Genomic DNA, 21,756 nt, shown 5'->3' on the forward strand with positions numbered 1-21,756 from the left:
TGGGGATGGACGCGGCGACGCTCGAGCAATGGTATGCGCTGTACGGGTATGCCGTGCACCGCCGCTGCGTCCGCCTCCTTCAATCCGAGGCCGAGGCGGATGATGCGTTGCACGAGGTGTTCCTGCGCGCCTGGCGCTATGCCCACACGCTTCAAGGTCAGGAGCCGCTGCCCTGGCTCTACCGCATCGCGGACCGGCACTGCCTGGATCTGTTGCGCCGGCGTGCGCGCCAGGTTCCCTCCGAGGACGTGAAGGGCTCGCTCCCCGAGGAGACCGCCGCTCCGGACCCGTCCGAGCAACTCCACCTGTTCGGTCAGGTGCTCGCGGCGTGCAAGGAGCGCGTGCGCGACACCGCGGTCCTCTACTACCTGGACGAGTGCACGCAGGACGAGGTGGCCGAGAGCCTCGGGTGCTCGCGCAAGACGGTGAAGGAGCGGCTCGCGGAATTCAAAGCCGTGGCCACCCGGCTGCTGACGGGAAGCAAGGCGAGGAGAGGTACAGGATGACGGACTTCGAGTTCCTCCGAGCCTCCCGCGAGGCGGGCCATCCTTCGGCGCGGGCGCTCGAGACGCTGGCCTTCGTGCCCGAGGGGCAGGCGCAGGCTCCAGACGTGGGAGAGCACGTGCGTGTCTGTGCCGCCTGTCAGGCGCGAGTGGCGGCCCTTCGTGAGGAGCGGGCCCGTTTCCTCCAGGTTCGGCCGGCGCGTGCCTTCGCGGCGCGCATCGTGGAGCGGGAGCGCCGCGTCTCCTGGTGGAGGAGGCCCGTGTGGGCATTCGGGGCGCTCCCCGCGGCGGTGGCCCTGGCGTTGGTTCTCCTGGTGGTGCTGCCCCGCGCGATGCGACCGGACGAGCAGCCCGGAGGTTCGCTCCCCGTCCACCTCAAGGGAGCGCCCGCGGTCCGAATGGAGGTGCTCGTCAGCCGCGAGGGCCAGCCCGCCATGCCCATGCCGGAAGGGGAGCCCTTGCTGCCCGGAGACACGCTGCGCTTCCGCGTGGTCGTCCCGGAGAAGGGCTATGTCTTCATCGCCAACCAGGATGACGCGGGGCACTTCACCCGCTACTTCCCCACGGAGGGCTCGCGCAGTGTGCCGCTCGCGCCGGGAGAGCACCTGCTGCCGGGTGGCGTGGTGCTGGATGACTGGCGGGGCGAGGAGCGCATCACGCTGCTCTTCAGCCCGGAGCCGCTGGAGGAGCGGGACATCGAAGCGACGCTGCGCCGTGCCTTCGAGCAGGCCGGTGGGCTGCGCTTCGAGGATTCTGGGTTGCCGGGTGAGTCGGTGGCGCGCTTCCATCGGAAGGGGTCGCGGTGAGGTGGGTCGCGCTGGCCGCGCTGCTGCTGTGCTCCGGAGCCTGGGCTGCCGGAGCGGCGGACGAGCTGCGGGTGGCAGTGGTGGTGGGCAGCAATGTGGGGATCGGCGGGGATGCACCCCTGGAGTACGCCGAGGCGGATGCCGGGCGCTTTCACCAACTGCTGCTGGAGGTGGGAGGCGTCTCTCCCGAGCACGCCTTCCTGGTGACTGCGGGAGATGCAGCGGCGGTCCGTCGCGCGCTCGCCGAGGCACAACGGGTGTTGGTTCGCTCAAAGCCTCATGGGCCGCGTGCCCTGGTGTTCTATGTCTCCTCTCATGCCGACGCAGAGGCGCTGCACCTCGAGGGGACACGGTTGCCCCTGGCCGAGTTGAAGGAGTGGCTCGCGGCCACGCCCGCCTCGCTGAGGCTCGCCATCGTGGATGCATGCCGGACGCCCGTGCCCGCTCGGGCGAAGGGCGGCGTGCCCGTCTCCCACGAGGTGCCGGTTCGTCTTGAAGTTCCCTCGCAGGTGGAGGGGACGGTGCTGCTGATGTCCGCCGCAGAGGGGGAGCCCGCCCAGGAGTGGCCATCCCTGCATGGCTCGCTCTTCACGCACCATGTGCTCTCGGCCCTGCGCGGCCTGGCGGATGGAGACGGGGATGGCGCCATCTCCCTCGCCGAGCTCTACGCCTATGCCTGGCGTCACACGCTGGCGGGTTCCTCGCTGAGCGGTGCGGGGACGCAGCACCCGAGCTTCGACATTCGCCTGAGCGGCTGGGGCGAGTGGGTGATGGCCCGCCCGGCGCGTCTTGGGGCCAGCCTGGTGCTCGGCGAGGACGTGGAGGGAAGTCTCTGGGTGGCGGACCACCGGCAGGAGTTGGTGGCGGAGATTCGCAAGTACAAGGGCGAGTCCACGCGCCTGGCGGTGAGGCCCGGTCGCTACCGGGTGGTGCTTCCGCGGGGACGGTTCGCGGAGGCCACGGACGTGCTGCTCGGCCAGCGGGCGGAGCGGGTGGTGACGCGCGCCGACTTCGTTCGTGTTCCACTTGAGGGCGTCCGCCTTCGAGGAAGCGAGCCGCTGGTGTTGCGTCCGTGGGATGTGAGCATCGGCTACGCGTTGTCCACGGGGTCGGTGCGTGGCATGGCGCCGGAGCACTTCGGCGAGCTGGGACTGCGGCACCGAGGGTCCCAAGTCGCGGCGCACGCACGGCTGGGTTTCACGCGGGCTCGGATGGAGCGCGAGACCTTCTCCCTCTCGCAGTCGGAGCTGCGGCTGTCTCTGGGCGCGGGTTTCCTGCTGCACGCGGGACCGGTGGAGCTCACCCTCGGGGCGGAGGGACAGGGTACCTGGGTGCGGCAATCCATCACCCGGGTGGACGAAGAGCAGGCCGGACGTATCTTCGGCATCAAGGAACCCCCACGGTGGGGCCTCATCTGGGGCGTGGGCCCCTTCGCCTCCGTGACGTATCCCCTGTCGGAGCGGCTCCTGCTGGGGGTGGAGGGCACTGCCGGGCTCACGCGCTCGCCCCGGCATGACGGCTCGGCGGATGTCCGGCCCTCGGCCCAGGTGCACCTGTCCGTGCACTGGGCACTCTGAGGACGCCTCAGGCCAGCTGAAGACCTGTCAGAGCCCGCCCTGGTAGATGAGCTTACCGAACGGGAGGGTGGTGCCCTGGCTCTTGAGCCACGCCTCGATGGTGGCCTGGGACGCGTCGCCGTAGGTGCACTTGTAGAGGGCAGCCAGGCCCGCCACATAGCCAGCGGATACGGAGGTGCCACTCATGGTGGTGGTGGCGGTGCCGGTGGTGTACCAGGCCGAGGTGATGCTGGAGCCGGGCGCGTAGATATCCACGCAGCTTCCGTAGTTGGAGTACGCGGCACGGGCGTCGGTGTTGGTGGTGGAGCCGACGGTGGTGGCGGCCGTGGCGCTGGAGGGCGAGTAGCTGCAGGCATCCGCGGTGTTGTTGCAAGCGGGCACGGCCACGAACACGCCCGAGTTGACCAGGTTGGTCACCGCGCTATTCAACGCGGTGGAGTAGGCACCGCAGAGGCTGAGGGTGGCCACGGCGGGCTTGACGTGGTTGCTGCGCACCCAGTCGATGCCTGAGAGGACCCCCGAGGTGCTGCCAGAGCCGGCGCAGTCCAGCACGCGCACACCGCGCAGCTTGATGCCCTTGGCCACGCCGTAGGTGCTACCGCCCACGATGCCCGCCACGAAGGTTCCGTGACCCTGGCAGTCGGCGCCGGTGCCGCCGAACACATCATAGGCGTTGGAGGCACGCCCTCCGAACTGGGTGTGTGTGACGTTGATGCCCGTGTCGATGATGTACGCGTTCGCGCACGAACCGGTGCTGGTGTAGCTGTAGGTGCCGTTCAGGGGCAGGCCACGCTGGTCCATACGGTCCAGACCCCAGGGGGCCTGCGTCTGGGTGGTGGCCTTCTCAAAGAGCTGGTCCTCCTCCACGTACTCCACCTGGGGATGGCTCCGCAGGGCGTGGAGTTGGTCCGCGTCCAGCGTTGCCGCGAAGCCATTGAGCAGGGCGTAGACAGTCCGCGGCGACACACCCGCCGCCGCCGCGACGGAGCGGGCCTCCCCGCCATCCCTCACCTTGATGATGTACGCCCCCTCGATGCGCCGGTCCGGCGCGGCCTGGTGCAAGGGGGCCTGGGTCCGACCCAGCGGCTCGGACTCGACCTCCGGCTCGCTGCCGCCGCAGGCAGCGAGGGTGAGAACGGAACCCAGCAACAACACATGACGCACAGCGTGCATGGAGGCTTCCTTCCGCAAGGGGTGGAATGCGGATGGCAGCGTAGGCTTTCCTTTTATCACAGGACAAGACGGGAATTCCCATATGTCTGATCAAGGTCTTGTATTCGGGGCGGCCGGCAATGCGAGCTCAATGTATGGCGGTACGGGCGATTCACAGGGGTGGATGCGAGCCGCCATCATCCGGAACTTGAAGTCATACTCCACCTCGACGGGCTTGCCCTGCTGTTCCACGGGCGTGAAGCGCATCTTCGACAGGGCGCGAAGGATGACTTCGTCCATGAAGGGGAGAGGTTTGACCACGCAGCACTCCCGGGGCTCGCCCTCGCGGGTGAGGCGGCACCGGGCGGTGAAGAGGCCCTGGATGCGCGCCTCGACAGCCTCTCGCGTCCAGGGAGGCATCGCGCCGGAAATCAGCCTGGGTGGAGTCATGTCCTGCTCGAAGGCTCTGCCAGCCACCCCCTCGCGCTGAGCGGGGCAGCGGCTCAAGTCGATGGGGTTCGTGCGGCGCTCCTCCTCTTCTGGAAGCAGGTAGGCGGCGCGCCAGCCCGCGGGGGTGCGCTGGAATGCCAGCTCGTGCTGGCGGGTGACGGTGTCGGGGTGACGCAAGGTCCATCGCACCAGGGCCGCCATGCGCCGCGTTGGCGTCTGTGGGGAGAGCACCTCGGGCGTCAGCAGGGATGGATCTTCCCATCGAGGCCGGCTCTCCCGGATGGAGGCCATGGCCCGTCCGCCCAGGTGCCACACCTCGACCCGGCACTCGGCGAAGTGGGCCAGCGCCCGATGGAGACCGTGGGTGTCGAGCTCCGTGAGGGGCTCCTGGGATGGGTGTTGTTGGAGGAAGTCGAGGTCCTCCTGCCGGATGAGCTCGGAGGGGGGAACGCCCTTCGGGAGACGCGAGAGCACCGGCCAAGGAAGGAGCTGATGGCGGCAGAGGAACTCCGCCTTCTCCCGTATTTCCTTCTTCGCCCGCTGATGCTCTCGTACCTCGTAAGCAGAGGAGCCCGTCCCGCAGAAGGTCTCCCCGGCATACACGGTGGACGGAGTGCACACCCCGAGGAGCAAAGGCACCAGGATGCGCAGGGCTGGCCAGGATGGGGAACGAGGCATGTAGGACCCACTCCCGATTCTACCAGTGCGAGAGGTGAGGAGTCTTCCACCTCTCGTCGTTACCCGAGACCTGCTCTCCCGCACACTGCTATTGTCCACCTCCACCGCGAGGCCTATAGAGGTGGACGAGGCAGCACTGGCGCGGGGGCCACCGTGGGAAGCGTGGCTGCATGGCGATGTCGCAATGCTCCTACGTCCTCAGTAGCTCGTAGACTCTCGAGTTGCTCACACCAAGCGTCTTGGCGATCTTGGCAATAGAGTTACCCGCGTTGCGCATCTCATGGGCGCGCGCGGCTTTCTCCTTCGTCTCGGGTCTTACAACATCGCTCCATTCGCGTGTTTTCGAGTTCCAGTTCTTGCCTGGCATCTCTCCTCCAGTGCTTGCGTTCACGTACTTCCACACCTGCACCATCTCAACCCGCTGGTGTTTGCTCGCTACCGCCTATGGACAACAACCATGTCCGGGGCTTGGAGATGAATCACTATCTGGAAATGGTTTGTTTGGGGGGCAGACTCACGAGGAGGTGCTTCGCTCGGCTCCGGCATGCTCTGCACCACGACTGTGGGCGCACGTGGCGGCGGTTCATGATTCGGTAGCCGAAGTCCTGCTCGATGGGGCCGTAATGGTTGCAACGTGGGCAGCTCTTCTTGTTGTCGTTGCGCATGAGGCACCTCTCCTGATCCGCACTGCTGTTTTAGGCAGACAACGGGAGTACTGACAGACGTCTTGAGGGGAGGGCACCGATTACGAGCGGTGTCGGTCCCTTTAGGCGGTTACTTGTTTGAGCGCGACCCCCGAAAGAGGAAATCGGCGCGCTTTACTGCCGCTTGATGCAAGGGACTCTTCCTGCATCGAATGATCTGTAGGCTACTTGTGCCCACAGTTGCTGTCAAGAGGCTCTATTGTGTGGTGAATGTGGGTGGAGGTAGTCTTCCTTTACACCATGCTCTGGAGGTGCCTCTGGAGCGCTCTCTGGTGGGAGCTCAGGCCTCCCCCTTGGGAGTGTCAGATTATAAGTGCTTGATTTCACAGGGCTCGGGCTCTTGGCACGGTTCGCGCTAAACGCAAGTCCGTGAACATTCGAGTCCTACCCGAAGAGGTGCTCCTGGCGCGCCTTCCCGTCTACCAGTACCGCGCATGGTCGCGGGCCTGGGCTCTGGCACTCCGCGAGCTTTTCCAACTGCCTCACCCGTCTGATGAGGGGCTGTCCTCCTTTGCTCTACTGACGGGGACCCCGCTCGAATCCGTTGGAAGGGCAAGAGCCTCGGCACATGGCTTGGAGGACCTGTTGCGCGAGCTTGCTTCGGAGTGGGAACGCCGGGCCCGGGATGGAGATGACCGTTGCCGCATCAGCATGCTTCCGGGCGGCATCGTAGGGGTCGAAATTCCTGTCGACGAAGCGGGTTTGCGTCAGTGGCTGTTGCGCTACAAGCAGAAGGAGTCCGCCCTCGATCGCTTCATCACTGAAGACATCCAGCTGCTCTGTCAGCTCCAGATCGCCATGGACCATGCGCGCAGTCAGGAGTCCGTCCTCATCACGGGTGAGACGGGAACGGGGAAGGGAGCGCTCGCGGAGGCCATCCATGCGATGAGTGGCCGCAAGACCCTCTGCCCGATCAACTGCACCGCCATTGCCGCAAGCCTCATCGAGAGCGAACTGTTCGGCCACCTGAAGGGGTCCTTTACGGGGGCCTCTCGGGACAGGGAGGGGCTGATCGCCGCGGCCGAGAACGGAACCCTCTTCCTCGATGAGGTGGGAGACCTCGCCCCCGAGGTTCAGCCGAAGTTGCTCCGCGTGCTGCGTGAGCGCGAGTACAGGCGTGTGGGAGAGACGGAAGTCCGGCGAACCCATGCTCGGTTCATTGCCGCGACAAACGCCAACCTCCTCGAGTCCGTCACCCAGGGTCTCTTTCGAGCGGACCTGCTCCAGCGCCTGAGTGCCTGTCACATCGAGCTTCCTCCGCTGCGTGACCGGCCAGACGACATCTGCCTCATCGCGGAGCGGGTCCTGAAGGACGAGGGCCATTCCGGACTGACGACGGAGCCCGTGCGCACCTTGATGACTCGATACGACTGGCCGGGCAACGTGGCCGAGTTGGTCGATGCCATGCGTTACGCGGCCGTTGCTTCGCGGGGGGCGCCCATTCGCATCTCCCATCTGCCTGACGCCGTGGTGCAGGAGGCCTATCCCCCTACTGGAACCGCCTCGCAGATCCTCCTCACAGCGCAGGTGCTCAACAACAGCGATATCCCGAAAGACCATGACACCTTCCCGGAATCACTCGATGCCGTCCTTGGGGAGCACCTCAAGTCACCCCCTCCCATCGCCAATAACGAGGAGGTTGACGAACTGGTGGGAGCGTTCGTCCAACTGGCCTTCATGTTGCCTGGGAGTGCGGTGCTGTTGACGCAAGCTGCTTTGGATGGTGCGCTTGCCCAGTTGCGCACGGTCAGCCTGCTCTCCGAGCTGCGCCAGCACCTTTCCACAAGCCACTTCTCGAGCGACATCATCTCCACCCTCGACGCCAGGCTGCGGGTTGAGTTGGAAGACGTCAAGGGACCGCCCCTGGTGGGCATGGGCATTCAGGTACTCATGCAGTTGCTCGGCTCGGACGACCCGGATGACCGATCCAAGCTGCTCGAGTGGGCGCTGAAGTTCAAGAAGGTCGTCCCGATGATCGTCCACCTGGTTCAGGCGATACGTCAGAACACGGAGACGCCCAAGCCCGTTGCGGTCAATGCCATGGCAGTACAACCTCCACGGCCCGTGTCCTTCGCCCAGCTTCAGGGGACGCGGGATTGGCTGGATCCGCGCAATCGTCCCGTCGTTGAACGAGCGGTGCGCGCCGCGAAGGGCGTGAAGCGTACGGCCGGCGCTCTTCTCAAGATCAACTCTTCGAGCTACATCGCCAGGGTTATTCGCGCGCATGGGCTGCAAGATCTTTGCGACGAGTTGACTCGCGCGCGCCGTGCCGAGAGCGGCGCCCGCACGCGGTCTGGCGGAGCTCCTCGAAAAGAAAAGCAGGTGTCTGTCGATGTCAAACCCAATGATGTTGCGAAAGGAGAGAAACAAGATGCAGCGGAAGAGAAATGAGTATCAATTGAGTCGTCAGGGGAGCTACGGCCTAGTGCCCAAGAAGCACGAGGGAGCTGCGCGAGGCGGTGGTTTCGGCGGAATGGTGGGAGCCGTCATCGGGGCCGCGCTGGGAGGCCCGGCGGGTGCTGCCCTCTTCGCGGCGCTCGGCGCCGCCATCGGGGCCCACGCTGGGGCTGAGTCGGACCTGCGCGGTAGGTAGGTAGATGAACCAACCATCAAGAGCATGCCTGGGCCCCAAGCCCAGGTATGTGGAGGATAGCTAGATGCTCGAGGAAAAGATTCTGAGGAATGTCGTTCCGGCAAAGGCCATGCCTCGCCTGAAGGATATGCTCTGCGGCTATATGAGTCATTGGAGCAGGGTCTACATCGGAGCGACGGCTCACCCTGAAATCCGGTACGGACAGCACATGAACGATGGGTGGCATAAGATGGTGCTTCTGTACGAGGCGTTTTCGCCGGAGATCGCCCTGGGCATGGAGCGGGAGTTGATTGCATATGCCCGGCAGACCAACTTCCTGACCCTCGTTGAGAACATCAACCCCGGAGGGGAGGGGCTCAGTCACGCACGCCGGTCGAATTACCTCTACCTTCTGTGTGGGTGATGCGCATGCTGCTATTTCCGGCCACCATGATGGGGTACTCAATCGTGGTGGCCGGTCAGGCCTCTCGTGCCGGCCTCCCTGTGCAGGAACGGAGGACCCCATCCGCCCCTCCTGCTCTCAGGCCGGTGTAATCCTCCGTGCTGGGTTGAATGGCGAGGGGGGTCGCAGAAGAATTGCCGCGCCTGGCGGGGCAGAGCGCATAGGCTCCACCCCCCCATGAGCTTCGACGACATTTCCATCGAGTCCACCCGCATCACCTTCTGGGGCACGCGCACTGCGTTGGAGGTCCGTAGCCCCCTTCCGGGCGTTCTCCGGCTGCGCCACCTCCCGACGCTCGGCCACCGGGAGCTTGGTCCTCGCGAGCTGCCGCCCAAGCAGTCCTGGGCCGTCGTGGAGCACCGGGAACTGCCGCTCTCCTTCCGCCGTGAGGAGGAGGGGCAGGTCGCCGTGGTGAGCACGGAGGAGGTGTCCCTCGAGGTGCGGCTCGCCCAGGGCACCTGGCGCCTGCGCGATGCGTCCGGCCGGGAGCTCACCCGGTGCGAGGGCTTCTCCGGTGAGGCGATGACGGACTATCCCGTCACGCGCTATCGCTCGAGGATCTCCCTGCACTCCCCGCCGGACGAGGCCTGGCTGGGCTTTGGCGAGAAGGTGGGAGCGCTCGACAAGCGCGGCATGCATTTCGTCTTCTGGAACACGGACGTGGTGCCGCACCACCCGGATACGGATCCGCTCTACCAGTCCATTCCCTTCAGCCTCGGTCTGCGGGACGGGGTCGCCTGGGGCTTCTTCCTCGACGAGTCGTGGCGGATGGAGGTGGACGTGGCGTCCGAGGACCGCTCGCGCGTGCGGTGGGAGTCCTTCGGGCCCGAGCTGGACACCTACCTCTTCGCCGGGCCGATGCCCGCGGACGTGGTGCGGCGCTACACCGCCCTCACCGGGCGCCCGCCGCTGCCGCCGCTGTGGAGCCTGGGTGCGCAGCAGTCCCGCTGGGGCTACGAGAACGCGGAGGAAATCCGCTCCGTCATTCGCGGCTACCGGACCCGGAAGCTCCCGCTGGACTGCGTGTACCTCGATATCGACTACATGGAGGGCTACAAGGTCTGGACGTGGGATCGTACGCGCTACCCGAATCCGGCGGGGCTCGCGAGCGAGGCGGCCTCGCACGGCGTGCGGCTGGTCACCATCATCGACCCCGGGGTGAAGGCCGAGCCTGGCTATTCCGTCTACGACGAGGCGCTCGCGGGGGACTACCTGGTGCGCAACGACCGGGGCAACGTGCTGCTCGGCGAGGTCTGGCCGAAGCCCGCCACCTTCCCGGACTTCACGCGCGAGCCGGTGCGCAAGTGGTGGGGCCAGCAGCACCGGGGCCTCATGGAGGCGGGCATCGCCGGCGTCTGGAACGACATGAACGAGCCGGCCTGCTTCCGTCTCATCAACGGCCATGAGACCTTCTCCATCATCTCGGCGCCCGCGGTGGACATGGGCAAGGTGGAAGGGCCCACGCTGCCGCACGACGCGCGGCATGGCGACAAGCGCCACCTGGAGGTGCACAACGTCTACGCGCTCGGCATGGCTCAGGCGGCGTACGAGGGGCTGCGTGAGATTGCACCGGAGCGGCGACCCTTCATCCTGACGCGGGCGGGCTTCGCGGGCATCCAGCGCTATTCCGCGGTGTGGACGGGCGACAACTCCAGCTACTGGTCGCACCTGGAGCTGTCCATCTCCATGCTGCTGGGCCTGGGGCTGTCCGGCGTCTCCTTCGCGGGCTCGGACGTGCCCGGCTTCATGGGGCACGCGTCCGGGGAGATGCTCGTGCGCTGGACGCAGGTCGGCATCTTCTACCCGCTGTTGCGCAACCACTCCGCCAAGGGCACCCGGTTTCAGGAACCCTGGCGTTTCGGCGAGCCCTACCTGTCTCTCACCCGCGAGTGGCTCGAGCGGCGCTACCGGCTGCTGCCCACGCTCTACACCCTCATGCACGAGTCCGCGCAGGAGGGCCTGCCCGCGCTGCGCCCGCTCGTCATGTACGCGCCGGGGGACGCGGAGGCGCTGCGCATGGACGACGCGTTCCTGTTTGGCAAGGATTTGCTCGTGGCCCCCGTGGTGCGCCAGGCCCGCACGCGGCGGCATGCATACCTGCCCGAGGGAAGATGGCTGCCTTTCTCTGACTTCGGACAGTCGGGAGAGGTCGTCGAGGGACGGCAGCACGTGCTCGCCGAGGCGCCGCTGGGCACGGTGCCCATGTGGCTGCGAGCGGGTGGCGCGTTGGCCCTCACCGAGCCCGCGTTGCACACCACCTCGGCCAACTGGGCGCGTCTCACGTGGCACATCCACGCGGCGCCTCGGGTGGAGGCTCGCTTGTACGAGGACGCAGGGGACGGCTACGGCGCGTCGCGGGTGACCCAGCTGAACGGTGAGTGGGCGGGAGATCGCTTCGTGCTCGAGCGGCGCACGGAGGGCGCGCTGCCCCTGGCTCGCGAGACGGAGACGCTGTGCGTGTACGCCCTGTCCGCGCCGCGCGAGGTGCTCGGCGCGCGGGAGTACCGCTTCGAGGACGGCGTGCTGTTGCTGGAGGTGGAGGCGGGGTGGAGCCGGGTAGAGGTCCGACTCTAATCCCATAATAATATTCCCTCTCCCTTTGGGAGAGGGTCAGGGTGAGGGTAATCGAGCCCGTTCTTCAACCCGTGGCCCCCGGTGTGGACAGGGGGCTCAACCCGGGTTCACCCGCTACCCTCACCCCGTCCCTCTCCCGGAGGGAGAGGGGAAATGGGCGCGGTGCTACTTGCCTGCTACCACTTGCCCTGCTTGTTCATGCGGCCGAGCTTCTGCGACAGCTCCTTGAGCTTCTGCTCGGGCTTGCCCGTCCCGGACAGCACCGCGTGCACGGCGTTGCGGAACTCAGAGCTCACCCGGCTGTACTTGCTGCCCGTCACCTTCGCCGGCCGCGCCACCGCGTTCGTGAAGGTGTCCAGCAGGGTGCCGAAGAACGGGTTGGCCTTGAGCACCTCCTCGTCCTTGTAGAGGCTCATGATGGTGGGGTTGAAGGAGCCGAGGATGGCGCGGCGCTTCTGCTCCTCGGCGCTCGTGAGGTACTTCACCAGGTCCGCGGCGATGGCCGGGTGCTTGGAGTACTTCGACACCGCGAGCTGCCAGCCGCCCAGCGTACCCGTGGACTTGCCGTCCGCGCCGCCCTTGGGCAGGGCCACCACCGCCACCTTGCCCTTCACCGGGCTGTCCGGCGCGTTGGCCAGCGCCCACGCATAGGGCCAGTTGCGCATGAACACCGCGTTGCCCGACTGGAAGACGCCGCGCGCGCCCTCCTCCTCGTAGTTGAGCACTCCCGCCGGCGAGATGGTGTTGATCCACGAGGCCGCCGTCTTCAGCGCCTCCACCGCCTTGGGGTTGTCGATGGTGACCTTGCCATCCTCTCCCACGATGCTGCCGCCGCCGAAGGAGTCAATCCACTCCAACGCGTTGCAGGTCAGGGTCTCGGCCGCCTTGGCCTCGAAGACGTAGCCCACCATCTTCGTATTGCCTGCCTTGCGCTCGGCGTCCTGTACCGCCTTGGCCACCGTGGTCAATTCCTGCCAGGTGGTGGGTACCTTCTGGCCGTGCTTCTCCAGGAGATCCTTGCGGTAGTACAGAACTCCGGCATCGGTGAACCACGGCATCGCCACGAGCTTTCCGTCCACCGTGTTGTTCTGCACGATGGCAGGGAAGTGTTGCTTCACCACCTCCTCGGGGATGTATGGCTTCAAGTCGATGAAGTGGTTGCCGAGGATGCCGGGCCAGACGATGTCCACCCGGTAGATGTCGACGTCCGTCGACCCCGCGGCGAGCTGCTGCTGCATCACCGTGAGCTGCTCGCTGGCGTCCGTGGAGCCGCTGACCAGCTTGATCTCATGGCCGTTCTTCTTGGCCCAGGCCTCAGCGCCCTGTTTGCAGAGCTCAAACTCCTTGCCCACGGTGCCACATGAGATAGCGACCGTCTCCGCGGCAGCCAGGGTGGGGACAACCAGGGTGGTGGCGACGCTCATCGCCATCAGCACATGACGCATTGGTTTTGCCTCCTAGGGGGTAGGGTGCAACGCACGGCAGCATCCCTGACTTTGGAGTCAATTCCAACAGATTCGGTGTCAGGCATCCGGTCCGTGGCCGCTGGGTTGATGCCGTGCGTCATCACGCCAAAAAGAAAGAGGCTGCCCACCTTGTGGATGGGCAGCCTCGAGCGGAAGAACCGGAGGGTTCAGCCTACCAGTTGTTGCCGCCGCCGTTCACGATGGTGAAGCCACCATTGCTCTGGTTGACGGCCTTTCCGCTGGGGGCGTTGTTCACCGTCACGTTGGTGAAGGTGCCGCTTCCCTTGGCGGTGGGCAGAACCTGGATGCCGTAGGTCGTGGGGTTGGAGATGGTGATGTTCTGGAAGGCGACGTTGGTGAAGACGCCCCCGTTGTTACTCTGGATGCTGATGCCCTGGTAGGTCGGGTCGATGATGTCGACGTTCTTGATGGTGATGCCGTTGGTCGGGTTCATGTCGGCGCGCAGCCAGATGGAGCCGAACTGCTGTCCGCCCCAGTAGGTGCCACCGGTCCGCACGAGCGTCAGGCCGTCGATCGTCGCGGACTCCATGGGGTAGGGCTGGAACTCGGAGCTGACGGTGAGGCCGGGATAGGTCAGGGTGTCATAGGCAATGCTGTTCTCAATCCGGTTCCCGCGGCCGCCGTAGATAGCGAAGCCCGCGGCGCGCCAGGTGATTTGGGCGGTGCAGTTGCGGATGACGTTGTTCGTGGCCGGGTAGGGATAGAGGTCGGTCGCGGACCAGATGGCGAACGCGTCGTCACCCGTGTTCCGGGCGTGAGAGTTTTCAACCACGCTGTCCTTGGTGCCGTTGCAGAGGTTGACGGCGTCCGCGCCGGTGTTGCGGAAGCGCACGTTGCTGATGCGCAGGTTCGTGGACTCGGAAGGACCGCCGACCCAGTAGCCGCACTGGACGTGCTCAATCCACATGTTCTCGATGACGGTGTTCTTGAAGGCCGAGTTCACCCAGGCCTTGCCGCCCTGAGTGCGCAGACCGTCGGTGTTGCCGAAGATGGCGAAGTCCCGGAACTGCGCGCCGTCACCAGTGATGATGAAGCCCGTCTGACCCCAGCCCGGGTCCTCCGCGAGGCTGGCATTGTAGAGCTTGGTGTACCAGATGCCCGCGCCCTGAATGGGGATGCCCTTCACCTGATACTTGTTGGTCTGGTCGAAGACTCCCGGCGGGAAGTAGACGCCCTTGTACTGCCCGGCCATGGCCGCCCAGATGGCCTGATTGATGGCGTTGTCGTCGGAGATGCCATCATTGGGCACGGCGGGCGCCCAGCTGTGCCCGGACTCGGTGATGTCGATGTAGCCAGCCGGCTTGGCAATCGGAGGGCCGACCAGCTCGAGGTCGATGAAGTCGATGGCGTAGTACGCGGCGGTGTCGCCCGCGTCCTTCTGCAGGCGGACGGTGGCGCCGGCGGGGATGGTGGTGCTCAGCAGCTTGTTGGCCTCGTCGTAGATGCGCCGCGGGGCACCGTTCGAGGGGTTGTTGGTCTGGGTGTCATCACCCCCGTAGACCCACGCCTCCTTGGAGGAGAGGGTGAGGGTGGTCAGCTTGCTGCCGTTGACGTAGAGGCTCAGCGTCGCCTGGATGCCGCCGCCGCCAGGAGCGTCGGGGATGCTGTTGCGGACGACGATGGCGTTGGCCGCCGCGGTGGTAGTCCACTGCACGTAGTGACCGGTCGCGCTGAGCACGACCGCCTTGCGGCCCGAGGCCTCGCCCGGGATGGTGCCGAGCGCGCGGCTGGGTCCCTGGACCTGCGCGTTGGTCGCCCCGTTCTCGGCCTCGTACTCAATCCACGGCACGTTGGCGCCGCGGCCAACGTAGAAGCTCGAGGCAGTGGTGTTGTTGCTCTCCACGGCCTCGGAGATGGCGTTGGCGGGGTCAACGGTCGCGACCAGGGTGTGGTTGCCGTTGGTGGCCGTCCAGGTACCGCTCAGGGAGACGACGGAGGTTGCGCCCGCGGCGATGGCCGAGGCGGAGACGCCGGTGAGGGTCGTGGTGCTATCAATGACCAACCTGACCGCGGCGGCGCTCCCGGTCGCATCGAGGCCCTGGTTCGCGATTGTGACCAGGAAGTTGACCGCGGCGCCGGCCGCGGGCGTGTTCGGGCTCCAGGAGATGCTCCGGACGACCAGGTCCGGACCGGGGAGCTGCGTCACGGTGATGTTCTTGGTGTAGCTGTTGTTGCTGTCATTGAGCTCGGCGATGGCGTTGTCCGGGTCCACGAGGGCTGTGATGGCATACGTGCCGTTGGCGCTGGACCAGGCGGCATTCGCCGTCAGGGTCGCGCTCGCACCAGCCGCGATGGAGGTCGTGGTGGGGGACGTCGAGGCCGCGATCTCCTGGTTGTTGATGCGGAAGGAGACCTTGTGGACGCCGCTCGGGCTCGCGGCGGTGCCGTTGTTCTTGACGACTGCCTTGAGGGTGATGGGCTCGCCCTCCTGCGGAGGATTGTGGGCCGCGGTCCACTGGATGTCAGTCACGAGCAGGTCGGCCTTCTTCACGGTCGAGGGGGCGACGGTGATGAAGTCCAGGTTGATGTTCGCGCCGTCCCCGGCGTCGTACTGGTAGGCCACCTGATTGCTGCCAGCGTTCAGATAGAAGGTCTCGGCCTTGTTGGCCCAGGTGTCCCAGTTTCCGGTCGTGGGCAGGGCGCTCTGCACCAGGCGCGTGCCATTCACATAGACGGAGATGTTGGAATCCGCGAAGCCATTGCCGTAGCGCAGGCTCACGTCATACCAGCCGGCGCTCGCGACGGAGACGTTGAAGCGGGTGCTCGCCCCCTGGGTCCAGTAACCCTCCACGAAGCCCGTGCCGCTATAGTTGGCGTGGTTGGTGGTCACCGCGGCGCCACCGCTCAGGGTCGCGGACTCCGCCTCGTACTTGCTGCCACCCGTGCTCGCCGAGTAGGTGGCGGTAATGGTCGCCGCCGCCGAGCCCATGGTGTACGTGGTCGACGGCGCGTAGATGTTGCCGAAGCTCGAGGCGACACCGCCCGTCCAGGAGTTGAAGACCTGACCGGAGGATGGGGGGTTGGCCGCGATGTTCACGACCGTGCCGGCCGCGTAGGAGCCGCTTCCCGTGCCGCCATTGACCGTCAGGGCATAGGTCGCCGTTCCATTGCTCGGCGTCCCGAAGATTTGGAGCTCGGCGACCTGCGCGCCCGTGGCGCCACTGTTCGAGGCGAACTGGAGTCGGAGCTCGCTCACGGTGGCCGTCAGGGGAATGGTCACCTGATTGCCGGTCGCGGGGTTGAAGGTGTAGGTCGCCGCGGGCACCAGGGTGGAGAAGGTGCTCGTGCTCGCGTTGTGGCCCAGCACCGTGAAGTTCTGGGTTCGGGTGCCCCAAATGCTGTCTGGGTTGAGCTGCACCACGACCGAGCTGATGTTGTAGTTGCCGCCGAGGTTCACCGTCAGCGTGTTGGGATAGGCATTGGGCGCTCCTTCCCAGTAGGTGCTCCTGTTGCCGTCGTTCGCGTTCGTCGCGACGTAGACCTGCGTATACGAAGAGGCCGTGATGCTCTTGCCAATCGCGACGTTCTGGTCCACCGCGGATGCCACGACGCCCGGGTTTTCCGTCGGTGCGGACGGCTGGGCCCCGCAGGCGCTGAGGAGCATCTGGAGCGCCAGCAGCGCGGCGCTTCGTGCTCGGGTCCAAACCAGCGTGTTCCTGTTTCTCACTCCTGCCTCCTGGTGATGAAGCGGTTCGAGCCAAGAGCTGCGTGACGACTCAATCGGGTCACGTGTCTCTTGAATGGACACAGCCCGGCTACCCAGAGGGGCAGTCGGGCCTGGTGGGATGGATGAACTTGAAAGCGTGATGTTTGTCATAAGACCGTGAATACCGTCAAGAAGAGAAATTCAGGTATCCCCCGAATGGGGGAGGTGACTCCGGGTCGACGTGAAGAAGTGAACAGGTGCTGTTCATGCCAAGCGGAAAGGGCCTGTCCTGGCGGTCTCCGAGAAGCCGATGGGAGGTGCTTCTCTGCTTGCGTGTCGCATGACCAAAGACACTCATGATGTCATTGCCGAGGTTGCCGGCCCAGACCGCGCTCGCGAAATCACTGTTTGGGGTTGGAATGGGATTCGAGGTCATCCCAGTTCACTCCATCTGGTTCCTTCGGACGCCTGGGGAGACGGACCCTGACTCCAGGTCCGTTGGGACTCCTCTGCCCGTGCGAGGACGGGAGCGGACAAGTGAGCGAGCGCCGGAAATGTTCCGTGCCGCGGGGTGTTGGGGGGCCCGCTATTTCTGTCCTCAGGGCCCGGCCGTCTCCGGGTCGAAAGCGAGTCCTTCATGTCTTGTCGTTCTCGAGCCTCTCTGTTCGCCGCGCTCGCCCTCCTGTCCATGCCCGCCGCCCGCGCCGAGGCGCCCTCCCCGGACGGAGCGAGCTGGTGGAAGCACGTGGAGTTCCTCGCCAGTGATGCGCTGAAGGGGCGTGAGACGGGCAGTGAGGGCTACCAGAAGGCCGCGGCCTACGTGGCCGAGCAGCTCGCCGCCGCTGGGGTGAAGCCGGGCGCTGGTGAGAGCTACCTCCAGGAGGTGGCCCTGGTGTCGCGCCGGCTGGTGGAGGCTCGCTCGCGTCTGGCTCTGGTGCGGGGCGGCAAGGAGTCGCGGCTTGTCCTGGGCGAGGACGCCATCATCTCCTCCCGCATGGGTGAGTCGGGCACGGTCGACGCGCAGATGGTGTTCGTGGGCTACGGGCTCTCCATCCCCGAGGCGGGGCACGATGACCTCGCGGGCGTGGACCTCCAGGGGAAGATCGCGGTTGTCCTCAATGGGGGGCCCGAGAAGATCTCCGGCACGCTGCGTGCCCACCACAGCTCCTCCAGTGAGCGGGTGAAGGCGCTGAAGAAGGCAGGGGCGGTGGGCCTCGTTTACGTGCAGAACCCCAAGCTCGTGGAGGTCCCCTGGGTGCGCGTGGCGGGGGCTCGCAAGCTGCCCTCGATGATGTTCGCCGACGCCTCTCTCAACGATGACCAGGGATTGAAGGTGAGCGTCGTCGTCAACACGGCGCGTGCCCAGAAGCTGTTCGCGGGCTCGCCGCACTCCTTCGAGTCGCTGGTTGACCTGGCCAACGCGGACAAGCCGCTGCCGAAGTTCGAGCTGCCCGCGCGCTTGAAGGCCACGGTTGCCTTTGAGACTGCGCCGGTGAAGTCCTCCAACGTGGTGGGCGTGCTGCCGGGGAGCGATCCCCAGCTCGCGGGCGAGTACGTGGTCCTCTCCGCGCACCTGGACCATGTGGGCGTGGGGGCGCCGGTGAAGGGGGATCGCATCTACAACGGCGCCATGGACAACGCCTCGGGCGTAGCGGCGGTGCTCGAGGTGGCGCGGACGCTCCAGGCCTCGGAGACGAAGCCGAAGCGCTCGGTGCTCTTCGCCCTGGTGACGGGCGAGGAGAAGGGCCTGCTGGGCGCGAAGTACTTCGCGGCCCGTCCTACTGTGCCGGCGCGCGGGCTGGTGGCGGACCTCAACCTGGACATGTTCCTGCCGCTCATGCCCTTCACCCACGTGGTGGCCTATGGCCAGGAGGAGTCCACCCTCGGCGAGACGCTGAAGCAGGTGGCGGGAGCCCATGGGATCCAGGTGCAGCCGGACCCGCAGCCCAATCGCCTGGGCTTCGTGCGCAGCGACCAGTACGCCTTCATTCGTGAAGGTGTGCCGGCCATGGCCTTCAAGTTCGGCTTCGAGCCGGGCTCGAAGGAGGAGCAGCTCCAGAAGCAGTGGTACCGCGAGCACTACCACGCGCCGTCGGATGACCTCTCCCAGCCGGTGAACAAGGAGGGCGCGGCGAAGTTCGTCCGGATGCTCGCCGACCTTGCCCGCACCGTGGCGGACGCCCCCGAGCGCCCGCGTTGGAACGAGAGCAGCTTCTTCCGCCGGTTCGCCGTGCCGGCGGAGCAGGGCGGTGAAGGCTCGCGGCCGTAGCCCTCGAGCGCAGAGCACATGACAGTTGTGACAGATGGGAGGCCGGCGCCCTGTGCGCCAGAAGTACGCTTCCTCCGTCGAGCATTTCCAAGGAGGCGCATATGGAGTTCCACAGGGGCCGGCTGTTCGATCACGTCCACCTGCTCGTCCGGGATGTAGAGGCGAGCAAACGTTTCTACCGGAGCGTCCTGGCGGTCTTTGGGATTCCGCTGGGCGGCGAGGGCGCCGACTGGTTCTGGGCCGACGAGCTCTACATCAGCCGCGCTGACGCTCCCACGCAGCGGGTGCACCTGGCCTTCCAGGCGCCGGACCGGGAGACGGTGCACCGCTTCCACGCCGCGGCGCTCGCGGCGGGTGGCCGCGACAACGGTGGCCCTGGTGAGCGGCACTACCATCCCGGTTACTTCGCGGCGTTCGTGTTGGACCCGGACGGCAACAACATCGAGGCCGTGCATCACGGCCCCTCGAAACGCTCGGCCGGATCGGTCGTCATCACCGCCTAGAAGTCCTTCCCTCGCAGCGCCGCCGGCTCATCGCGGGTGACGGTACCTCGGCCAGTACGCTGGGGGCCTGGCTGGCCGTCCGGACGCGCGCGCCCGCGGCAGGGAGTGCATAGCGTGAATCCAGGACAGGGGCACGGCTCGCCCGCGCCTCATGAAAGGAGGCCAGGGCCATGATTGCGACCCAGGCTCTGCACGAGGCCGGCCAGCGCCTCTGGCTGGATAGCATCACCCGCGAGTTGCTCGACTCAGGTCGGTTGGAGCACTACATCACCGACCTGTTCGTCACCGGGCTCACCTCAAACCCCACCCTCTTCGACCACGCCATCCGCCGCAGCAGCGACTACGACGCTTCCATTGCCAGGGAGGCGGCGGGCGGCTTGAGCCCCGAGCTGCTCTTCTTCCGGGTGGCCTTGGAGGACCTCTCGCGAGCGGCGGGCCTCTTCCTGCCCGTCCACCAGCGTACCCGGGGCCAGGACGGCTGGGTGTCTCTGGAGGTGTCCCCGCTCCTGGCCTTCGAGCAGCCAGAGCTGACCGTGGAGCAGGCCACCATGCTGCACGCGGAGGCCGGTCTGCCCAACCTCTTCATCAAAATTCCCGGGACGCCCACGGGGCTGCGTGCCATCGAAGAGGCCACCTTCGCGGGGGTGCCCATCAACGTGACGCTCCTCTTCTCGACGGAGCAGTACCTGGCGGCCGCGGACGCGTACATGAAGGGCATCGAGCGGCGGCTGGAAGCAGGGGAGTCGCCGGAGGTGCCGTCGGTGGCCTCGCTCTTCATCAGCCGGTGGGACAAGGCCGTGGAGGGCCAGGTCCCCGAGTCGCTGCGCAACCGGCTGGGCATCGCGGTGGGCGAGCGCACCTACCGGGCCTACTGTGAGCTGCGCGAGAGTGCGCGCGTCCGTCGACTGGTGTCCGAGGGCGCCTCGATGCAGACGCTGCTGTGGGCGAGCACTGGCACCAAGGATCCCACCGCGCGGGACACCCTCTACGTGGAGTCGCTCGCCGCCGCGGACACCATCAACACGATGCCGGAGCACACGCTGCTGGCCTTCGCGGACCACGGGCAGGTGGGGCCGTTGCTGACGCGCGAGGAGTGGGAGAGCGACGAGGTGCTGGAGGAGTTCAAGACCGCCGGTGTGGACGTGGACGGCCTGGCCACGCAGCTCCAGCGTGAGGGCGCGGACTCCTTCGTGAAGTCCTGGAACAGCCTCATGGCCTGCATCGCCGAGAAGAGCGAGGAAGTAGGGGCGGCGCACCCCGGCGTGTGATGAGGTCCGGCCTCCATGTCCGACCCCGCCGAGAGTGACGTCGTCCGTTTCAAGCGACTGGCCGCCGAGCGTGCCGTGGACTCCATCCAGCCGGGCATGGTGGTGGGGCTTGGCTCGGGCAGTACCTCGGCCCTCGTGGTGCGTCGGCTGGCCGCCCTGCGTGGTGAAGGACGGCTGACGGACGTGGTGGGCGTCCCTACCTCGGTGGAGACAGAGCAGCTGGCGCGCGCGTTGGGCGTGCCCCTCACCACGCTGGAAGAGCATCCTGTGTTGGATCTCACCCTCGACGGGGCAGACGAGGTGGATCCGGAGCTGCGCCTCATCAAGGGCGGGGGCGGGGCGTTGATGCGGGAGAAGATCGTCGCCCAGGCGAGCCGGCGGGTGCTCATCGTGGTGGACGCGGGCAAGCTGTCACCCCGACTGGGAACGAAGTGGCCGGTGCCCGTGGAGGTGTTGCCCTTCGGCTGGCGCTCGCAGGCGCTCTTCTTGGAGCAACTGGGCGCGCGCATCACCCGGCGGGAGGGACGGGACGGCGCGCTCTTCCGGACGGATCAGGGCAATCTCATCCTCGATTGTGCCTTTGGTCCCATCGAGCGCCCGGAGGAGCTGGCCTCGCGGTTGGAAGCGCGGGCCGGCATCGTGGCGCATGGCCTGTTCATTGGATTGACCTCCGAGCTGGTGGTGGCGGGCCCAGGAGGCGTGGAGCACCGTCGCCCCACCTGAGCGGGCGCTCGTCGTGGCGCTTGTCTGCCTGACTGTTCCCTCGGCCCCTGATGCACGGGTGCTTACCTGTTCGTCAGTCCAATTCGGGGGTTCTTCATGTCCATTGAAACACTCGTCATCTGGCTTGTCGTCGGCCTCATCGCGGGTTGGCTCGCCTCGGCGGTGGTGGGCGGCGGCTACGGTATCGTCGGCGACATCGTCATCGGTATTGTCGGCGCGTTTGTGGGGGGCTGGCTCTTCCGCGCCCTTGGCGTCGGTGCGCCCGGAAGTGGCATCGTCTCCACCATCATCGTGGCCTTTGTAGGAGCGTGCGTCCTGCTCTTGCTACTTCGTGCGCTCCACCGCACGAGATATCGCTCCACATGATTCGAGGGCTCGGGC

General features: G+C 66.4%; 16 protein-coding genes. 12 read left to right on the forward strand and 4 right to left on the reverse strand.

All coding sequences use genetic code 11. From position 1 onward, the window contains the following. Window positions 1–5 precede the first annotated feature (5 nt). Genes F0U60_RS08960 through F0U60_RS08970 form a run of 3 tightly spaced genes read left to right on the forward strand, consistent with a single transcriptional unit; the run spans window position 6 to window position 2,886 of the window. Window positions 6–506 carry an RNA polymerase sigma factor gene (locus F0U60_RS08960; protein ID WP_395816637.1) on the forward strand — a complete coding sequence of 167 codons (501 nt, stop codon included), beginning with the start codon at window positions 6–8 and terminating at the stop codon, window positions 504–506. Next, window positions 503–1,309 (forward strand): hypothetical protein, encoded by an 807-nt coding sequence (locus tag F0U60_RS08965; RefSeq protein WP_395816640.1) that lies wholly within the window; start codon window positions 503–505, stop codon window positions 1,307–1,309. The genes F0U60_RS08960 and F0U60_RS08965 overlap by 4 nt, the downstream gene beginning before the upstream one ends. Continuing rightward, window positions 1,306–2,886 carry a caspase family protein gene (locus tag F0U60_RS08970; RefSeq protein ID WP_395816643.1) on the forward strand — a complete coding sequence of 527 codons (1,581 nt, stop codon included), beginning with the start codon at window positions 1,306–1,308 and terminating at the stop codon, window positions 2,884–2,886. The genes F0U60_RS08965 and F0U60_RS08970 overlap by 4 nt, the downstream gene beginning before the upstream one ends. A 27-nt stretch (window positions 2,887–2,913) precedes the next feature. On the opposite strand, the gene F0U60_RS08975 is transcribed toward F0U60_RS08970, so the two are convergent. Together F0U60_RS08975 and F0U60_RS08980 are read right to left on the reverse strand one after the other, a co-directional pair. Then, window positions 2,914–4,059 carry a S8 family peptidase gene (locus F0U60_RS08975; protein WP_395816646.1) on the reverse strand — a complete coding sequence of 382 codons (1,146 nt, stop codon included), beginning with the start codon at window positions 4,057–4,059 and terminating at the stop codon, window positions 2,914–2,916. A gap of 90 nt (window positions 4,060–4,149) precedes the next feature. After that, on the reverse strand, window positions 4,150–5,166 hold the full coding sequence (locus tag F0U60_RS08980; protein WP_395816648.1) for an energy transducer TonB: 1,017 nt from the start codon (window positions 5,164–5,166) through the stop codon (window positions 4,150–4,152). A gap of 1,289 nt (window positions 5,167–6,455) precedes the next feature. Here F0U60_RS08980 and F0U60_RS08985 point away from each other — a divergent pair. The 4 genes from F0U60_RS08985 (at window position 6,456) to F0U60_RS09000 (ending at window position 11,479) form a co-directional block, all read left to right on the forward strand. Continuing rightward, window positions 6,456–8,261, forward strand: coding sequence for a sigma 54-interacting transcriptional regulator (locus F0U60_RS08985; protein ID WP_395816650.1), 1,806 nt, complete (start codon window positions 6,456–6,458; stop codon window positions 8,259–8,261). Beyond that, on the forward strand, window positions 8,242–8,463 hold the full coding sequence (locus tag F0U60_RS08990; protein ID WP_395816653.1) for a hypothetical protein: 222 nt from the start codon (window positions 8,242–8,244) through the stop codon (window positions 8,461–8,463). Before F0U60_RS08985 ends, F0U60_RS08990 begins: the two co-directional genes overlap by 20 nt. Window positions 8,464–8,527: 64 nt before the next feature. Then, window positions 8,528–8,866: a hypothetical protein gene (locus F0U60_RS08995; protein WP_395816656.1), complete on the forward strand. Its 339-nt coding sequence runs from the start codon at window positions 8,528–8,530 to the stop codon at window positions 8,864–8,866. A gap of 216 nt (window positions 8,867–9,082) precedes the next feature. Beyond that, window positions 9,083–11,479 (forward strand): glycoside hydrolase family 31 protein, encoded by a 2,397-nt coding sequence (locus F0U60_RS09000; protein ID WP_395816658.1) that lies wholly within the window; start codon window positions 9,083–9,085, stop codon window positions 11,477–11,479. Window positions 11,480–11,655: 176 nt separating this feature from the next. Here F0U60_RS09000 and F0U60_RS09005 read toward each other — a convergent pair whose 3' ends face one another. Further along, window positions 11,656–12,924 carry an ABC transporter substrate-binding protein gene (locus tag F0U60_RS09005; protein ID WP_395816661.1) on the reverse strand — a complete coding sequence of 423 codons (1,269 nt, stop codon included), beginning with the start codon at window positions 12,922–12,924 and terminating at the stop codon, window positions 11,656–11,658. A gap of 193 nt (window positions 12,925–13,117) precedes the next feature. Next, complete coding sequence (locus F0U60_RS09010) at window positions 13,118–16,633, reverse strand: CARDB domain-containing protein (RefSeq protein WP_395816664.1); 3,516 nt, start codon at window positions 16,631–16,633, stop codon at window positions 13,118–13,120. Between the two features lie 616 nt (window positions 16,634–17,249). On the opposite strand from F0U60_RS09010, the gene F0U60_RS09015 reads away from it, so the two are divergent. The 5 genes from F0U60_RS09015 to F0U60_RS09035 all read left to right on the forward strand — a co-directional run bounded on the left by F0U60_RS09015 (window position 17,250) and on the right by F0U60_RS09035 (window position 21,741). Beyond that, window positions 17,250–18,881 carry a M28 family metallopeptidase gene (locus tag F0U60_RS09015; protein WP_395816667.1) on the forward strand — a complete coding sequence of 544 codons (1,632 nt, stop codon included), beginning with the start codon at window positions 17,250–17,252 and terminating at the stop codon, window positions 18,879–18,881. Between the two features lie 101 nt (window positions 18,882–18,982). After that, window positions 18,983–19,384: a VOC family protein gene (locus F0U60_RS09020; protein WP_395816669.1), complete on the forward strand. Its 402-nt coding sequence runs from the start codon at window positions 18,983–18,985 to the stop codon at window positions 19,382–19,384. Between the two features lie 170 nt (window positions 19,385–19,554). Further along, on the forward strand, window positions 19,555–20,652 hold the full coding sequence (tal, locus tag F0U60_RS09025) for a transaldolase (protein ID WP_395816672.1): 1,098 nt from the start codon (window positions 19,555–19,557) through the stop codon (window positions 20,650–20,652). Window positions 20,653–20,667: 15 nt separating this feature from the next. Further along, a complete protein-coding gene (rpiA, locus tag F0U60_RS09030; protein ID WP_395816676.1) occupies window positions 20,668–21,375 on the forward strand; it encodes a ribose-5-phosphate isomerase RpiA in 708 nt (235 codons plus the stop codon). Window positions 21,376–21,471: 96 nt separating this feature from the next. Next, on the forward strand, window positions 21,472–21,741 hold the full coding sequence (locus F0U60_RS09035; RefSeq protein WP_395816678.1) for a GlsB/YeaQ/YmgE family stress response membrane protein: 270 nt from the start codon (window positions 21,472–21,474) through the stop codon (window positions 21,739–21,741). The last annotated feature ends 15 nt before the right edge of the window (window positions 21,742–21,756 follow it).

The organism is Archangium minus (genome assembly GCF_044360475.1).
In the GTDB taxonomy this organism is placed as follows: Bacteria; Myxococcota; Myxococcia; order Myxococcales; family Myxococcaceae; genus Archangium; species Archangium minus.

What these genes read in the sequence shown, in the direction of transcription:
- F0U60_RS08960 (WP_395816637.1), top strand. Translation starts at nt 6, where the DNA reads ATGGACGCGGCGACGCTCGAGCAATGGTATGCGCTGTACGGGTATGCC.
- F0U60_RS08965 (WP_395816640.1), top strand. Translation starts at nt 503, where the DNA reads ATGACGGACTTCGAGTTCCTCCGAGCCTCCCGCGAGGCGGGCCATCCT.
- F0U60_RS08975 (WP_395816646.1), bottom strand. Translation starts at nt 4,059, where the DNA reads ATGCACGCTGTGCGTCATGTGTTGTTGCTGGGTTCCGTTCTCACCCTC.
- F0U60_RS08980 (WP_395816648.1), bottom strand. Translation starts at nt 5,166, where the DNA reads ATGCCTCGTTCCCCATCCTGGCCAGCCCTGCGCATCCTGGTGCCTTTG.
- F0U60_RS08990 (WP_395816653.1), top strand. Translation starts at nt 8,242, where the DNA reads ATGCAGCGGAAGAGAAATGAGTATCAATTGAGTCGTCAGGGGAGCTAC.
- F0U60_RS08995 (WP_395816656.1), top strand. Translation starts at nt 8,528, where the DNA reads ATGCTCGAGGAAAAGATTCTGAGGAATGTCGTTCCGGCAAAGGCCATG.
- F0U60_RS09000 (WP_395816658.1), top strand. Translation starts at nt 9,083, where the DNA reads ATGAGCTTCGACGACATTTCCATCGAGTCCACCCGCATCACCTTCTGG.
- F0U60_RS09005 (WP_395816661.1), bottom strand. Translation starts at nt 12,924, where the DNA reads ATGCGTCATGTGCTGATGGCGATGAGCGTCGCCACCACCCTGGTTGTC.
- F0U60_RS09015 (WP_395816667.1), top strand. Translation starts at nt 17,250, where the DNA reads ATGTCTTGTCGTTCTCGAGCCTCTCTGTTCGCCGCGCTCGCCCTCCTG.
- F0U60_RS09020 (WP_395816669.1), top strand. Translation starts at nt 18,983, where the DNA reads ATGGAGTTCCACAGGGGCCGGCTGTTCGATCACGTCCACCTGCTCGTC.
- tal (WP_395816672.1), top strand. Translation starts at nt 19,555, where the DNA reads ATGATTGCGACCCAGGCTCTGCACGAGGCCGGCCAGCGCCTCTGGCTG.
- rpiA (WP_395816676.1), top strand. Translation starts at nt 20,668, where the DNA reads ATGTCCGACCCCGCCGAGAGTGACGTCGTCCGTTTCAAGCGACTGGCC.
- F0U60_RS09035 (WP_395816678.1), top strand. Translation starts at nt 21,472, where the DNA reads ATGTCCATTGAAACACTCGTCATCTGGCTTGTCGTCGGCCTCATCGCG.